Below are 14,918 nucleotides of genomic sequence, written 5' to 3'. Positions count from 1 at the left end.
ATGCCCGTTACTTGGAAATCCGCACTCGCGCCGCTTTCTCTGGTCCTGCTCGTACCGATGGCGGCCTGCAGCGAGGCGGACAGCCCTGAACCGGAAAATGGCACGCGGGACGATGGCACGCAGACGCTCGCCTCCGCCCTCGCCGCCGACGATCACCTGCGCAGCCTGCAAGCCGCGGTCGAGCGCTCTGACCTCTCGGGGGTGTTCGACGGACCGGCGAGCTACACTGTCCTCGCCCCCGACGATGCCGCCTTCGAGGCGCTCGGCGACGAGGGTGAGGCCCTGCTCGAGGCAGATCAGCGCCCCATGCTCGTGGCGATCCTGCGCGATCACTTGCTTCCCGGCCATCTCACGCCCGAGACGATCGGGGAAGCGATAGAGCGCCACGGCGGACCGGTCACGATGACCACGCTGGGCCAGGCCGAAGTATCGTTCAGCCGGTCCGGCGACGACATCGTGGTGTCGAGCGGCGACGGAATGACCGCGCAATTCGCAGGGACCGCCATTGCCGCGAACAATGGCGTCATCATTCCCATCGACACGGTGCTGTTGCCGCCCCGACAGGATACCGCGCCTTAGTAGTCCCGGCTGATCTCGGCGACGACGCTCTCGCGTCCGACGGTCGAGACGGCGGCGAGCAGCGACAACCAGCTGGTCACGCGGAATTCGACCTCGGTCGCGCTGTAGCCGCGCCCGTCGGTGATGATCTCCGCATAGAAGCGCCGTCCGAAGTTCTTGCCCAGCGCCACGCCTGTGCCGCGTCCCAACGCGGGGTCGGCGCTGACGATCCGCAAGCGGTCGAGACCGATGGCGCTGCGCAACTGGTTGATCGGATCCATCCCTCCACCGCCGCGCAGGCTCGCGACCGCCGCACCGAGTTGGAGCGCATCGGTGGCCGACAGGCTGGTCACCGAACCGCCGAACAGCAGACGGGCGAGCAGTTCCTCTTCGGGCAGTGAAGGATTGGAGCTGAAGGCGATCTCGGGCTGGGTGGCGCTGCCCCGGACGGTGGCCTCTACGGTCAGGCCGTCGCGCTCGGTTTCGGCCCTGATGTCGAGCCGCGGATCGACCGGGACGGTCTCGTCGAAATCGATGTCGCCGCGGGTCAGCTCGAACCGCGTCCCGGCGAAGGTGTAATCGCCGCGAACCATGGTCGCGCTGCCGCCGATCCGCGGATCGTCGGTGGTGCCGCGCAGGAGGATGTCCGCCGACCATTCGCTGTCGAGCCCCATACCGTCGACATCGATCCGGCTCGAGGCCTTGGCGTCGATGAGATAGCGCCACGGTCGCCCGGGGGCGGCCTGCGGCGCGCGATTGGCCGGCGCGTTGATCTCGCGCGTGGCGATCTGCGGCAGGCGCAAGTCATCCGCGGCGGTGCCCAGCTTCCAGCTGGCGCGATCGACCCGCACCCGGCCGGCGATCGTTCCGCCGAGGCCGTTCGAGACGATCCGCAGCGGCCCGGTGATGGTAGCGCTCAGGCCCGCGGTGTCGAGCAGCCGCGCGTTCCTGGCCGAAGCGCGCAGATCGATGATCGGGCCGCGAATCTCGAGCAGCCGGCCCTCCACCGTCTCGCCCAGCGTCCGCAGGTCGACGATCCCGCTCCCGCTGACACTCCCGCCATTGACCGCCGTCCCCGAGAAGCTGGCGAGTTGCAGGCGCGAACCGCTGAACTTGCCGCGCACGGCAAGGTCGCGGATATCGGTGCCGGAAAGGGCGCTGCGCAGATGCAGCGTGTCGCCCGCGATCGAGCCGCGCACCCTGGGATCCCGCAGCGATCCGGTCGCATCGGCCGCAATGGCGATCGGCCCGGTAATGTCGAACGTATCGAGCGCGGCCAGGCGCCACAGGCTTTCCGCCGCCCCCTGATAGCGTAGCTGGCCGGAAAGTCGGCCAGCGCGCAACCGGTCGAGCAGCAGGCCACTGCCGGGTAGCCCGGTGATCCGCGCCTGCATCCGGCCCCGCTGGATATCCTCGTTACCGAGCACCGCCCTCGCGGCGAGTTCGCTTTCCGAAAGGCGCGCCACCAGCGCGACGTCGACCGGGCGAGAGGTCAGCACGAGGCCCGACCGGGTCAGCCCTTCGATCTTGACCTTGGCCTCGCTCACCGGAAGTCCGCTCGCGCCGGCACGGTAGTCGATCGTACCTGAAATGGTCCCGCCCAGCCCGGTATCGGGACGAACGATATCGATCAGCGAGAGCGGCATGCGGGCAAGCTTGAACTCGAAATCGAGATTGCCGCCACCGAAGCTGCCGGCCGCGATCATTCCCGCGCCGCCATAGGACAGCTGCGTCGGGGCGAGCCGCCACCCTCCGCCGTCGAGGCTGGTCAGCACGGCGCGGCGCGGCATGGAGATGCGCCGCCCGGCAAACTCACCCTGCGCGGCCAGCGCGATCCGCTCGGGCCTCACGGTCGCGTTCAGGTCGAGCGCGAAACGCCCGCTGCGCCGCCCGGCGAGCGAGGCGTCGATCCGGCCCACGCCATCCTCGACCTCGCCCTTGGCGGCGAGCCGGCCAATGAACAGCGAACCATAGGACAGTCCGGCCGCAGTGCCCGTGCCGGTAAAGCTGCTGTGCCCCTCGCGGATAAGCCCGGTGGCGCTGATATCCGCACGCGCAATGCGCATGGAAGGCTCACCGCCGAAGCGGGCATTGCGGGCGCGCAGGTCGATGTCGAGCCCCTGGCCGCCCCCGCGCGGTGCCAGCGCCACCGTTCCGTCGATCCCGCCCCCGGCGAAGGCGAGCCGTCCATCGGCGCCACCATCCACCAGCGAGACGCCGCCTGTAACCCTGGTGTCGGACACCCGCATGTCCTCGATAACAATGCGGGTCGGCCCGCCTGCCGGCGCGGTCAGTCCGAGCGTGCCCTCGAACGGGCCGAACAGCGATTGTCCGTCAGTGTCGATGGCAAAGCCGTCATCGCGCGGGGCGATCGCGACACGGACGTTCTCGAGCCCGGTCGCGGGCTTGGCGAAGACCAGCGCGGCGCTCGGCCCCGCATCGGTCACGCTGGCCTCGACGGTGAAGGCACCGTAATCGACATGGGTCCCGCGACCGGCGAGCCGCGTGGTTCCCCCACGGACGCTGCCATCGAGCGCGAGATGCACCTTGCTCGCGTCGATCCGCATCCGTTTGAAGTCGAGCGGCGCATTCCCGCCCACCGCCACTCCCCCGCGCACGCGGATCGGGGTCCCGGCGAGATTGGCGAGTGTGGCGTTGGTCACCGGCGCGACCCGCGCGTCGAGATCGGCCGAAAGGCGCCAGGGCGCGCCCGGCGCAAGCGTCAAATCGATCACCGCCGTGCCGCCGAGCATTCCGACATTTTCGAGCGCCAGACGCTCGGCGCGCACCGGGCCGCGCAGGCGATAGTCGCCGCTGGCAAGGTTGCCGCGCAGCGCCAGATTGGCCGAAGCAGCGGGGAAAGCGAGGCGCAGATCGTCCGACCTCAGCGTCGACCCGGTCAGGACGATGGAGCCGCGCGCGACCCCGTTGATCAGCCGCGGATCGACCATGGTGTTCCCGCTGGACACCCGCTCGAGCCGGAGGTCGAGCGGCAGCATCCAGCGCGTTCCGTCATAGCGCGCCGTGGCCGCCTGGCGCAGCCCCGTGAGCCTCGTCCCGCCGAGATCGAGCTCGCCGACCTGCAGATCGTGGACGATCGCCAGATCCTTGAAGGGTCCGTCGAGCGTCGCCGTGAGCCGCGCATTGCGGAGCGCCATGCCCTCGCCGAGCAGGGCAGGGTCGCGCACGATTGCAGTGATCGCGAGGTCCTCGGCACGGTTTCCGGCGAGATCGAGCAAGCCCTTGGCATCCACGCTCAGGCCGCGGCCGACGACGATGGTACGGCCGTCGAAGGCGCGGTTGTCGATCGCCAGCTCGGCCTTGACCGCCACGTCGTCGCCCAGCGCCCGCGCGGGAATGCCGGAAAGGAAGCCCGAGGGGTCGATCTTGCCCAGCAGGCCGAAGCGTCCCGAGCGGTTGGTGATGCGCAACGCCGCAACGCGTCCGTCGTCGTTGCGGACGACCAATCCGCCCGTCCAATCCGACCAGGTCCCGTCGCCGCGGATGCGCGCAATGTGCGCACCGTCCAGCCCGGCGAGCGCGGCGATGGGGCCGTCTTCCGCCGCATCGAGATCGAGCGAAAGATCGAAATCGTCGCCATCGGGCTCGGCATCGAGCAGCAGCGCGAGCCGGTCACGTTCGCCCAGGCGTCCATCGACATCGACCATCAGCCGCCGGTCGGCAACCTCCGCGCTGCCGGTCAGGTCGACGCGCTGGGGACGGTCGCCGGCGATGCCGCGCGCGAGCATGAGATTGTCGATCTCGAGCCGTTCGATCGAGATGTCGAAGCCCGGCAGGACCGGATTGTCGTCCTCGCTGGGAAGGAATTCGGGGACTCGCGAGAGATTGGCGCGACGCGCGGCGAAGCTGTCGATCTCCAGGCGGTTGTAGAGCCAGGCGCCCGGGTTCCAGTCGACCTCGGCGCGCGGAATGGTCAGGAACACGCCCTTGGGATCGGACAGGCGGACATCGTGCAGCACCGCCGCGCCGTAGAGATTGCCCTCGATCCGACCGATTTGGATGTTCAGCCCGTTGGGGAAAGTCTGCTCGGCGATACGGCTGGCGAGAAAGCGTTCGCCCAGCGGGGTGTTGAGGACCACCAGCCCGCCGACCACGAGCAGGACGACGGCAGCCGCGAGACCAAGCAGCCATTTGCCCGCACGCGTCACGCGCCGGCCGCGACGACGGGGCGCGAGGTCGGCGTCGCTGGCCATGTCCTCGGCCATCAGAAGGCTTGCCCCAGCGAGACGTAGACCGCGACCGGGGAATCGTCTTCATCGGGATTGAGCGGCACGCCCACATCGAGGCGGATCGGTCCGAAGCCCGTGGCATAGCGGACGCCGACGCCCGCGCCGATCTTGATGAAGCGGAAATCGGGCACGGTCTCGATCGACACGCTACCCGCATCGACGAACGGCACGACCGAAAGGGCGCCATCGAAGAAGCCCGTCCCGATCCGCGCCTCGAGCGAGGCCTCGACGAGGCTGCGCCCACCGGTCGGCTCGAGCAGGTCGTTCTTCGGCCCGATCGTCTGATAGCCGTAACCGCGCACCGAACCGCCGCCGCCCGCATAGAGCCTGCGCGAGGGCGCAATACCCGCGAGACGGGCCCCCTGTATCGTGGCGATCCGCCCGCGCGCGGCAATCACCAGCCGCTCGCCGACCGATTTGTAGTATGAGGCGTCGAACTGGTTGCGCAGGTAGTAATATTGCTCGCTGCCCGTTCGCGAGGTCTCGGGACCGAGGAAGCCGGTCACCCGGAAGCCGCGTGTGGGATCGAGCAGCGAATCGCTGGTGTCGATCGTCGCCCGGCCGAACAGCGAGGCAATGAAATAGGTCTGACGCGGGCGGGGAATCCCGCCGATCACGCGATTGCGCTCGTCGGTGGCGAGGATTTCGGCCCCCACACCCCACGACAGCGGCTTCTGGAACAGCAGCGTCGAGGTGCGTTCATAGGTGCCGGTCAGCGCCACCGTGTTGGCATCATAGGCATCGGTGTCGATGGTCGAGGCATAGGCGTCGAGCGTCAGCACCTTGTCGCGCCCGCCGAAATTGTTCTTGCGGAAGGTCGCGCCGAGCAGCTGCTCGCGCGTACCGAGCACGCCGCGCACCTTGAGCGCGCCCTCGGGCGGGAACAGGTTGCGGTGCTCCCAGCTCGCCTGGATGCGTACGCCTTCTTCCGAACCATAGCCGATCGCACCGGCGATGGTGCGCAGCTTGGCACGTTCCATGGACACGTCCATCGCCACCACGCCCGGCTCGTCGCCCTGCGGCGGCTTGATCTCGCGTGCTTCCACTCCGACGCTCGAGACGAGGCCGGTGGCGGTGACCGCCCGGCGCAGGTCGAAGGCGAGGCTGCGCTGGTAGACCTCGCCGGGCTCGAAACGCGCGATCTGCGCCAGGTGCCGGCTCGAAAGGAATTCCTCGTCGCCGCTGACGACCTCGCCGAACACGTATTTCCCCTTGGGCCGCACGGGCAGCGTCAGGTCGCCCTCGGTCCGTTCGTGGTCGATCAGCAGTTCGGGCTGGTCGATTTCGGCAAAAGGATAGCCCGTCTCGCCCAGCGCGCGGTCGAGGTCGAAGCGCTCGGCAAGGATCGTGTCCGACTGGAGGAAGTCGCCCGAGTGGATATCGAAGCTCTCGCGCAGCTCGGCAGCATCGGGCGCACTGGCGAGCTCGCCGAGGTCGATCGCACCATAGCTGTAGCGCGGCCCGGGGATGACATCGAAACGAACCCGGGGGCGCTGCTCGGCAGCGTCCTCGCCGGCATCGCGCGTGCCGATCGTACGGACGATCTCGCCATCGTAATAGCCATAGACGCGAAGCAGCGTGGCGAGGAGTTCCTCGTCCTTGCGCGCCCGGGCCGCGAGTTGGGCGACGTTCTCGTCGCCATCATCCAGTTCCTCGATGGTCGAAAGCGCCGCGAAGCGGTCGACGAAATCGCCGCGCTCGCTGAACGGCGGCTCCTTCTGCGGGAAGCCCAGCACGAGCGCGTCCGAAATCCGCTCCATATCCGCCTCATCGAAGGCGATCTTGGGGGCATCGCCGAGCAGATCGGCAAAGCGGATATCCTCTTCCGGCTCGAGTTCCTGCAGCGGCGCCAGCTCGACGTCCTCGGGCCAGGCGACGGGCATGTCCGGCAAATCGGATATCGGCGTGTCCGCCTCGGGTTCACCGAGCGCATCGGGTGTGGTTTCGACCGGCCCGTCCGCTCCCTGCTGCGCCCAGCTGTCGGGATCGTCGACCGCGCCGTCGGGGATCAGATCCTCGAGGCTTGGCGGGACCTCGCGATCCTGCGCGGCGAGCGCCGAGCCACCGGCGAGGGCGAGCGCCGCCAGGCAGTGGACAAGGGCGCTCAGCGCGCGGTCAGTCGGGAATCTTGTAATCCGCGGACAGCCCGTCCTTGGCCGGGAGCGCGTCTTCGCGGCGCTCGCCCCTCGGAGCGGTCGCGGCGGCGATATGGCGCTTCTGCTCTTGGTCGGGCATGCGCTCCCATCCGCCCCTGGTAAGCCGCTCGAGCGGACGATAGCGGACCTTGTACTGCATCCGCTCGGCGCCTTCGACCCAATAGCCGAGATAGACATAGGGCAATCCGTTGGTGGCGGCACGGCGAATGTGGTCGAGAATGATGTAGTTCCCAAGCCCGGCGCGATCCTCATGCTCAGGGTCGTAGAAGCTGTAGATCATCGACAGCCCGTCGCCCTGGTAGTCCGTCAGGCACGCCCCGACCAGGCGACCCGGTTCGGGACCGACAGCCGGCTCCCGATATTCAATGACATAGCTGGTTACGCTGGTGTGTTCCACCATGTCTGCAAAGTCGGTTTCCTCCATCTGCGTCATGCCGCCACCGGGGTGGCGCGCAGCAAGGTATTTCTGCAGCAGCTCGAACTGTTCGGCGGTCGCCCAGGGGCGACACTCGGTGGCGACGAGGTCTTCGTTCGCCTTTAACGTGCGCTTCTGGCTGGAGGACGGCTTGAACTCGCCCGCCGCGACGCGCACCGAGACGCAAGCCTGACAATCGAGGCAGGATGGGCGGTAGGCGACCGTCTGGCTGCGCCGAAAACCGATCCGCCCGAGCGCTTCGTTCAACTCGTCGGCATTGTCGCCACGCAGTTCGGTGAAGACCTTGCGCTCGCTCTTGCCCGGCAGATACGGACACGGCGCTGGGCTGGTCACGAAAAAGCGGGGAAAGCGTATCGGCGCGGTCACTTTCGGCTGCATCCTTCCGGCGGCTAGATCCTACCTCGTATGCATATCAATGCCAGAGCCGGTGAGAGGTTAAAACCCTCTTTACCATGAAAACCACAATCGCTCCGCCGAACGTTCGTTCCGGGTCAGGCGAGTTCGGCCACCGAGACGCTGTAGCCCTTGCCGCGGAGCGCCCGCACCAGCCGGTCGATCTGCTCGGCGTCGCGCGCCTCGCACTCGATTTCCGCGGTCAGGCCCTTGGCCGGCAGCGTGGTGAAGATGCGCTGGTGGTAGATCTCGATGATGTTCACATTGTGCTCGTTGAACTCGCGCATGACCTTGAACAGCGCCCCGGGGCGATCCTGCAGCACGATCTGCAACCGCGCGAGTCGTCCCGAGCGCGCGAGGTCGCGCAGCAGCACATTGGCGAGCAGGCGCGTATCGATATTGCCGCCGCACAGCACCAGGCCGATGGTCTTGCCGGCGAACTTCCCTGGATTGGACAGCACCGCGGCGAGACCGGCCGAGCCGGCGCCCTCGACCACGGTCTTCTCGATCTGCAACAGCAGCGAGACGGCGTGTTCGAGCGCGCCTTCCTTGACCAGTAACACCTGGTCGACGAGCTCGGCGATGATCTGGCGGGTGAACTCCCCCGGCGCCTTGACCGCGATTCCTTCAGCCAGCGTATCGCCGCCGCATGGGCGTTCGTCGCCGGTCACTGCGGAATACATCGAGGGATAGAGCTCGGCCTGGACGCCGACCATCTCGATTTCGGGCTTCAGCGCCTTGGCGACGGTCGCCATGCCGCTCATCAGTCCGCCCCCGCCGATCGGCACGACGAGGCAGTCGAAATCGTCCTTGTCGGCGAGCATTTCGAGCGCGACCGTGCCCTGCCCCGCGGCCACCAGCGGATCGTCGAAGGGGTGGACGAAGGTCAGGCCGCGCTCCCGTTCGAGCTCGCGCGCATGGGCATAGGCTTCGTCGAAGGTCTCGCCGAACAGCTCGACATTGCCGCCCACGCTCTCGGTCTGCATCACCTTCACGCTCGGCGTGGTCTGCGGCATCACGATCGTCACCGGCACACCCAGCCGGCGACCGTGATAGCTCAGTCCCTGCGAATGGTTGCCCGCCGAGGCTGCGATCACGCCCCGCGCCTTCTGCTCGTCGGTGAGGTGCAGCAAGGCATTGAGCGCGCCGCGTTCCTTGTAGGCGGCGGTGAACTGGTGGTTCTCGAACTTGAGCCAGATATCGGCCCCGGTAATCTCCGACAAAGTCTGCGAGCGCAGCATCGGCGTCCGCACCACCGCGCCTTCGATGCGCGCGGCGGCAGCCCGCACATCGTCGAGAGTCAGGAGCTCGGTCGCTGGGGCAGCGGCACGCACAGAAGATGCTTCGGTCATGGTGCCCGGCCCTACGGCGCGTGCGGCTGCGGTGCAATCGCCGAAAGGGTTTGCCTCGGGCAAGCTATGCCTTATCGCGGGCGGCGAATTGCCTGATGGGACCGCCCGACATGAAGCTCAAACTCCTTGCAACCGTGCTTGCCTTTGCCTTCGCCCTGCCCGCGCAGGCCGACGTGCTGGTCGACAATGTCGAAGGTCTGACCATCGGCGAGGACGGCAAGGTCCAGCGCTTTACCGCGCTGGTGATCGACGACGACGGCAAGGTCGCGCAGATCCTCCAGGCGAAGGACAAGAAGCCGCAGACCGACTATCGCGAGGACGGCAAGGGCCGGGTGATGATCCCCGGACTGATCGACGCCCACGTCCATGTCATGGGGGTCGGGATCGGTGCGCTCACTCTGGATCTGTCGGAGACCAATTCGCTGGCCGAGGCGCTCGACAAGATCCGCGCCTTCGCGGCCGCCAATCCGGACCGGCCTTGGATCCTCGGGCGCGGCTGGAACCAGGAGAAATGGGGCCTCGGCCGCTTCCCCACCGCCGCCGAACTGGACAGCGCGATTGCCGACCGCCCGGTCTATCTGGAGCGGGTCGACGGCCATGCCGGCTGGGCCAACAGCGTCGCCCTGCGCGCGGCCGGCGTCGATGCGGCGACGAAGACCCCCGCCGGCGGGCGTATCGAACGACTGGCCGACGGCAAGACTCCGTCGGGCGTGTTCGTCGACCGGGCGACCGACATCATGCAGGCCGCCGTGCCCGCGCCCCGCCCGAAGGAACGCGACCTCGCCTTTGCCGAGGCGCAGAAGCTGCTCCATCGCTTCGGCATCACCGCCGTGGCCGACATGGGGACGAGCATCGAGGACTGGCAGGCCTTCCGCCGCGCGGGCGATCGCGGCGCATTGACGCTGCGGATCATGTCCTACGCTGCGGGGCCCGACCAGATGGAACTCATCGCCGGCTCGGGACCGTCCCCCTGGCTCTACGATGACAAGCTGCGCCTGAACGGCGTGAAGCTCTATCTCGACGGCGCTCTCGGCAGCCGCGGGGCGTGGCTCAAGCGGCCCTATGCGGACGATCCGGGCAATACCGGCCTGCCGCTGATGAACGCGGCGCAATTCCGCAACATCCTCGTGCGGGCGGCCACGGGCAATTTCCAGCCCGCGATCCACGCCATCGGCAGTGCCGCCAACGAAGACGCGCTCAACGCGATCGGCGAGATTGCCGAAAGCTTTCCCGGCGACCGCCGCTGGCGGATCGAACATGCGCAGATCGTCGAGCCGGTCGACCTACCAAAGTTCGGCCAGAACGGCATCATCGCCTCGATGCAGCCGGTGCACCAGACCAGCGACCGGCTGATGGTCGAGGCACGGCTCGGGCCCGACCGGCTAGAGGGCGCCTATGCCTGGAACACCATCCTCCAGCTCGGCGGGCGGCTGGCCTTCGGGTCGGATGCACCTGTCGAATCGCCCGATCCCTTCGCCGGCCTCGCCGCCGCGACCACGAGAATGGACGCCAGTGGCGAGCCCTTCGGCGGCTGGCGCCCGCAGGACCGGGTGACCCGCGAACAGGCGCTGGCGGGCTTTACCAGCGACGCGGCCTATGCCGGTTTCGCGGAGGGTCGCTTCGGTCGCCTGTTGCCGGGCGAACGCGCCGATTTCGTGCTGGTCGATCGCGATCCCATGCTGGCCACGCCGAGCGAGCTGCGTGCGACCAAGGTGCTCGAAACCTGGGTCGGCGGGCGCAAGGTCTACGACGCGGACTGAGGTTCTTCGGGCTGGGCCGCTTCGGCCTTGCGACGCCTTTCGGTCAGGCGCATCAGCACCAGGGAACCTTCGAACAACAGCAGAAGCGGGATCGCCAGCAGCAGCTGCGAGCCCGGATCGGGCGGCGTGATGACAGCTGCCAGCGCCACGACCAGCACGATGACATAGCGTCGCGCCGCCACCAGCTGGGCCCGCGTGACGATCCCCGCGCGATGGAGCAGCAGCAGCAGCACCGGCAACAGGAAACTCATTCCGAAGGCGAGGATGAACTGCATCACCAGTCCGAGATATTCGTTGGCGGTGGGCAGCGCCTGAATCTCGAGCCCGCCGGCGGTGCCCTGGAAGCCGAGGAACCATTTGAAGGCCGTCGGCATGACCACGTAATAGGCCAGCGAAGCGCCCATCAGGAACAGGACCGGGGTCGCCAGCAGGAAGGGCAGGAAGGCCCTCTTCTCCCTGGCGTAGAGACCCGGCGCGATGAAGGCCCAGAGCTGGTTGGCGATGATCGGGAAGCTGAGGCAGAAGCCCGCGAACAGCGCCACCTTCAACTCGACGAAGAAAACCTCGTAGAGCTTGGTGAAGATCAGCTGCCCCTGGCCGTTGGGAAAGGCGTTCTTGAGCGGCTGGATCAGGAAGCCGAGGATCGGATCGGCGAAATAGAGGCAGACGCCGAAGGCGACGACCAGCGCCAGCACGCAGCGCACAAGCCGCGCGCGCAGCTCGATCAGGTGGTCGAGCAAGGGGGCCTGGCTCTCGTCGATGTCCTTGATCACCGCCATGTCACGCGTCCTTGCCGGGCGGAGGCGGATCGAGTGGGAGCGTGGGCTCGTCCGCATGCTCGGGCGCCTTGACCGGGGCGGCGCGCTTGATTGCAGCCTCCGCCGCGGCATCGGCATCGGGCACCTCGCCCGCAGCGGCGAGCGGTTCCATCTCGCTGGGCAGGAGGTTTTCCGGCGAGCCGCCCTCGGGCGTCGCGCCGTCGGGATACTTGGCCATGATCTCCCTGTTCCGCGAGGCCCACTTTTCTTCCATCTCCTCGATCTCGGCCTGGCGGACCATCTCGTCCAATCCGGCGCGGAAATGGCTCGACATGCGGCGCATCTTGCCGATCCAACGCCCCGCGGTGCGCATCGCGCGCGGCATGTCCTTGGGACCGATCACGAGGATCGCCACAATGACGATGACCAGCAATTCGCTGGCGCCGATATCGAACATGGGCGGGCTCCGCCTGGCTGCGGGTTACTTGGTGTCGGTGGTCTGCTTGACCTGGTCTGAGGTCAGCCCCTCGTCGGCCGGTTTGGCATCGTGCGAAATCCGCTTCGCGGGCGCGTCATCCTCGTTCATGCCCTGCTTGAAGCTTTTGATGCCCTTGCCGAAATCGCCCATCATTTCGGAGATTCGCCCGCGCCCGAAGAGCACGAGGATGACGAGGGCGATGATGATGAGCTGCCAGGGACCGAGCGACATTGTGAAACCTTTTTCGTAGCTAGAGGGCGAATATAGGCCTGCTGGCGACCAAGCGCCAGTCAGGCGTGACCGCCACTGTCGGATTCGGCCTCGCCCTCGGCCTCCCCTTCGTCTCCGCCGACCAGTTCGTCATAGGCATCCTCGACCGGGTCGAGCAGGCCGGTGGCGCGCAGTTCCGCGATACCGGGCAGGTCGCGGCGGCTCGAAAGGCCGAAGTGTTCGAGGAAGTCGGGCGTGGTCGCGTAGATCGTCGGACGCCCAGGCACCTCGCGCCGTCCGGCGATCTTCACCCAGCCCGCTTCCATGAGCACGTCGAGTGTGCCGCCGCTGGTCTGCACGCCGCGGATCGATTCGATTTCCGCACGGCTGACGGGTTCGTGATAGGCGATGATCGCCAGAACCTCGGTCGCCGCACGGCTCAGCCGGCGGACCTGTTCCTTCTCGCGCCGGAGCAGATGGGCGAGATCGGGCGCGGTTTCGAAATGCCAGCGCTTGCCGCGCTCGACGAGGAGGATGCCGCGCTTCTCGTAATCCGCGGCCACGCTGCGCAGGGCCTCGCGCACGTCCCCGACTGCGGCGTCGCCGAGGAAACCGGCCAGCGCCTCCGCCGTCATCGGCTCTTCCGCCGCGAACAGCGCGGCCTCCACGGCGCGGGCGAGTTCGTCCATCAGGCAGGTACCCTGCGCAGGTGCAGCGGACCGAAAGTGTCCTCCTGCTGCAGTTCGGCCTTGCCCAGCCGGGCCAGCTCGAGCGCGGCGACGAAGCTCGATGCCAGCGCCGAGCGCTTGAGCCGGGGTTCGGCGTGCGGAGGCAGGAAATCGCGCAGTTCCACCCATTCGAGCGTGACACCAAGCATGTTCGACACCCGGTCGAGCGCCGATTCGAGCGTCATCACCGGCCGTTCGCGGACCATGTGGATCGCCGGCGCGGTGCGCGCCTTGACCCGGCCATAGGCCTCGATCAGCGCGAACTGGTCGCATTGCCAGAGGTTCTTGCGGGCGATCTCGAGCCCTTCGGGGCTGCCGCGGAGGAAGACGTCGCGCCCGATCCGGTCGCCGCCCATCAGCCGTGCCGCCGCATCGCGCATGGCGCCGAGCCGCTGGAGGCGCAGTTGCAGCTTGAGCGCCAGTTCCTCGGGGCTCGGGTCTTCCTGCTCTTCCTTGGGCAAGAGCATCGCCGATTTGAGATAGGCCAGCCAGGCCGCCATCACGAGATAGTCGGCAGCCAGTTCGAGCTTCAGCGCGCCGGCGCGCTCGATATAGTCGAGATACTGGTCGACCAGCGCGAGGATGGAGATCGAGCGGAGATCGACCTTCTGCCGCCGCGCGAGGTCGAGCAGCAGGTCGAGCGGCCCTTCCCAGCCGTCGAGCTCGAGATAGAGCGCGTTCTCGTCGACCGGCGCTTCGCTCGCCTCTTCGTCCCATTCGTCCGGCGCCGCGCCGGTGGGTTCGGCGAAGAGGAGGCCGTCGCCGGTCACGCCGCCCGCTCTTCCGCGATGGCCAGCAGAGCATCGCGCTTGGCCAGCAACTCGGCGGTGTCGGGTCCGTCCCGAGGCTCGCCCATCGCCGCATGGACACGGTCGAGCCGCGCGGCACTCGCCGTGCCCATCGACCCCAGGCGTTCGGCGATGCCCCGCTGGTCGTCCATCTTCGCCCAGCAATTGAGGACCACGTCGCAGCCCGCGGCGAGCGCGCGTTCGGCGCGTTCGGGAATGGTCCCGTCGAGCGCCTGCATGTCGATATCGTCGGTCAACAGCAGCCCGTCGAAGCCGATCGCTCCACGGATCACCTCGCGGATGATCGTTCGCGACAGCGTCGCCGGATGCGCCGGGTCCCATGCCTCGAAGACGATATGCGCGCTCATCCCCAGCGGATGCGAGGCAAGCGTACGGAAGGGGGCGATATCGGCCTCGAGCTCATCCGCGCTCACGCCGACATGCGGAAGTTCCTTGTGCGAATCGCAGGTTGCGCGACCGTGGCCGGGCATGTGCTTCAGGCATCCGACAACGCCCGCCCGGCCCATGCCGTCGAGCACCGCGCGGCCGAGAGCCGCGACCTGCATCGATTCGCTGCCCAGTGCACGGTCGCCGATGACGTCGTCGGTTTCGGGCCGACGCACATCGAAGGGCGCGTGGTAATCGACCGTGATCCCCATTTCGGCGAGCTCGCGACCCATCGCCTCGGCATTGGCGCGCGCCGCCTCGATGGCCGAGGCGGGGGCGATGTCCCACAGATTCGCGAAGGCTTCGCCGGCGGGGTAGCGCTGCCACACGGGCGGCTTCATCCGCGCGACGCGTCCGCCTTCCTGGTCGATCGAGACGATCAGCCGGTCCCGCCCATGGATCGCGCGCAGATCGTCGGTCAGCCGCCGCAGTTGGTCCTTGCTCTCGCAATTTCTCGCGAAGAGGATGTAGCCTGCCGGATCGGCCTCCTTGAAGAAGGCGCGCTCATCGGCCGTCAGGTCGAGGCCGGAAATGCCGAAAATGGCGGGTGTCATGGACGGAAACTGTGTCTTTCGCCGCGAAGCCGCAAGCTTGCGACCCGCGG

12 protein-coding genes are annotated in these 14,918 nt (G+C 67.8%); 2 read left to right on the top strand and 10 right to left on the bottom strand.

Annotation, left to right across the window (positions count from 1 at the left end):
* Window positions 1–579, top strand: a complete 579-nt coding sequence (locus ACN4E0_RS09150) for a fasciclin domain-containing protein (protein WP_419567299.1) — start codon at window positions 1–3, stop codon at window positions 577–579.
* Here ACN4E0_RS09150 and ACN4E0_RS09145 read toward each other — a convergent pair.
* From ACN4E0_RS09145 to ACN4E0_RS09130, 4 genes are all read right to left on the bottom strand, one after another.
* On the bottom strand, window positions 576–4,784 hold the full coding sequence (locus ACN4E0_RS09145) for a translocation/assembly module TamB domain-containing protein (RefSeq protein ID WP_419567297.1): 4,209 nt from the start codon (window positions 4,782–4,784) through the stop codon (window positions 576–578). The two genes, ACN4E0_RS09150 and ACN4E0_RS09145, sit on opposite strands and share 4 nt — an antisense overlap.
* The gene (locus tag ACN4E0_RS09140; RefSeq protein ID WP_419567295.1) at window positions 4,784–6,691 is read right to left on the bottom strand and encodes an autotransporter assembly complex protein TamA; all 1,908 of its coding nucleotides are present in this window, start codon (window positions 6,689–6,691) and stop codon (window positions 4,784–4,786) included. The genes ACN4E0_RS09145 and ACN4E0_RS09140 overlap by 1 nt, the downstream gene beginning before the upstream one ends.
* A gap of 232 nt (window positions 6,692–6,923) precedes the next feature.
* Complete coding sequence (locus ACN4E0_RS09135; RefSeq protein ID WP_419567294.1) at window positions 6,924–7,766, bottom strand: arginyltransferase; 843 nt, start codon at window positions 7,764–7,766, stop codon at window positions 6,924–6,926.
* A gap of 125 nt (window positions 7,767–7,891) precedes the next feature.
* Window positions 7,892–9,145, bottom strand: a complete 1,254-nt coding sequence (locus ACN4E0_RS09130; protein ID WP_419567292.1) for a threonine ammonia-lyase — start codon at window positions 9,143–9,145, stop codon at window positions 7,892–7,894.
* A gap of 110 nt (window positions 9,146–9,255) precedes the next feature.
* On the opposite strand from ACN4E0_RS09130, the gene ACN4E0_RS09125 reads away from it, so the two are divergent.
* Window positions 9,256–10,905: an amidohydrolase gene (locus ACN4E0_RS09125; RefSeq protein WP_419567290.1), complete on the top strand. Its 1,650-nt coding sequence runs from the start codon at window positions 9,256–9,258 to the stop codon at window positions 10,903–10,905.
* Here the strand turns inward: ACN4E0_RS09125 and tatC are convergent.
* Genes tatC through nagZ form a run of 6 tightly spaced genes read right to left on the bottom strand, consistent with a single transcriptional unit; the run spans window position 10,890 to window position 14,868 of the window.
* The gene (gene tatC, locus ACN4E0_RS09120; RefSeq protein ID WP_419567289.1) at window positions 10,890–11,684 is read right to left on the bottom strand and encodes a twin-arginine translocase subunit TatC; all 795 of its coding nucleotides are present in this window, start codon (window positions 11,682–11,684) and stop codon (window positions 10,890–10,892) included. The genes ACN4E0_RS09125 and tatC overlap by 16 nt on opposite strands.
* A 1-nt stretch (window position 11,685) precedes the next feature.
* Window positions 11,686–12,120 (bottom strand): Sec-independent protein translocase protein TatB, encoded by a 435-nt coding sequence (gene tatB / locus ACN4E0_RS09115; RefSeq protein WP_419567287.1) that lies wholly within the window; start codon window positions 12,118–12,120, stop codon window positions 11,686–11,688.
* 24 nt (window positions 12,121–12,144) lie between these two features.
* Window positions 12,145–12,372: a twin-arginine translocase TatA/TatE family subunit gene (gene tatA / locus ACN4E0_RS09110; RefSeq protein ID WP_419567286.1), complete on the bottom strand. Its 228-nt coding sequence runs from the start codon at window positions 12,370–12,372 to the stop codon at window positions 12,145–12,147.
* Window positions 12,373–12,431: 59 nt separating this feature from the next.
* Complete coding sequence (gene scpB / locus ACN4E0_RS09105; RefSeq protein ID WP_419567285.1) at window positions 12,432–13,040, bottom strand: SMC-Scp complex subunit ScpB; 609 nt, start codon at window positions 13,038–13,040, stop codon at window positions 12,432–12,434.
* Window positions 13,040–13,849: a segregation and condensation protein A gene (locus ACN4E0_RS09100; RefSeq protein WP_419567284.1), complete on the bottom strand. Its 810-nt coding sequence runs from the start codon at window positions 13,847–13,849 to the stop codon at window positions 13,040–13,042. The genes scpB and ACN4E0_RS09100 overlap by 1 nt, the downstream gene beginning before the upstream one ends.
* Window positions 13,846–14,868 (bottom strand): beta-N-acetylhexosaminidase, encoded by a 1,023-nt coding sequence (nagZ, locus tag ACN4E0_RS09095; RefSeq protein WP_419567282.1) that lies wholly within the window; start codon window positions 14,866–14,868, stop codon window positions 13,846–13,848. The genes ACN4E0_RS09100 and nagZ overlap by 4 nt, the downstream gene beginning before the upstream one ends.
* Window positions 14,869–14,918: the final 50 nt, after the last annotated feature.

It is taken from the genome of Qipengyuania sp., assembly GCF_048550555.1.
In the GTDB taxonomy this organism is placed as follows: Bacteria; Pseudomonadota; Alphaproteobacteria; order Sphingomonadales; family Sphingomonadaceae; genus Qipengyuania.
This window is presented reverse-complemented; position numbering and strand designations above follow the sequence as displayed.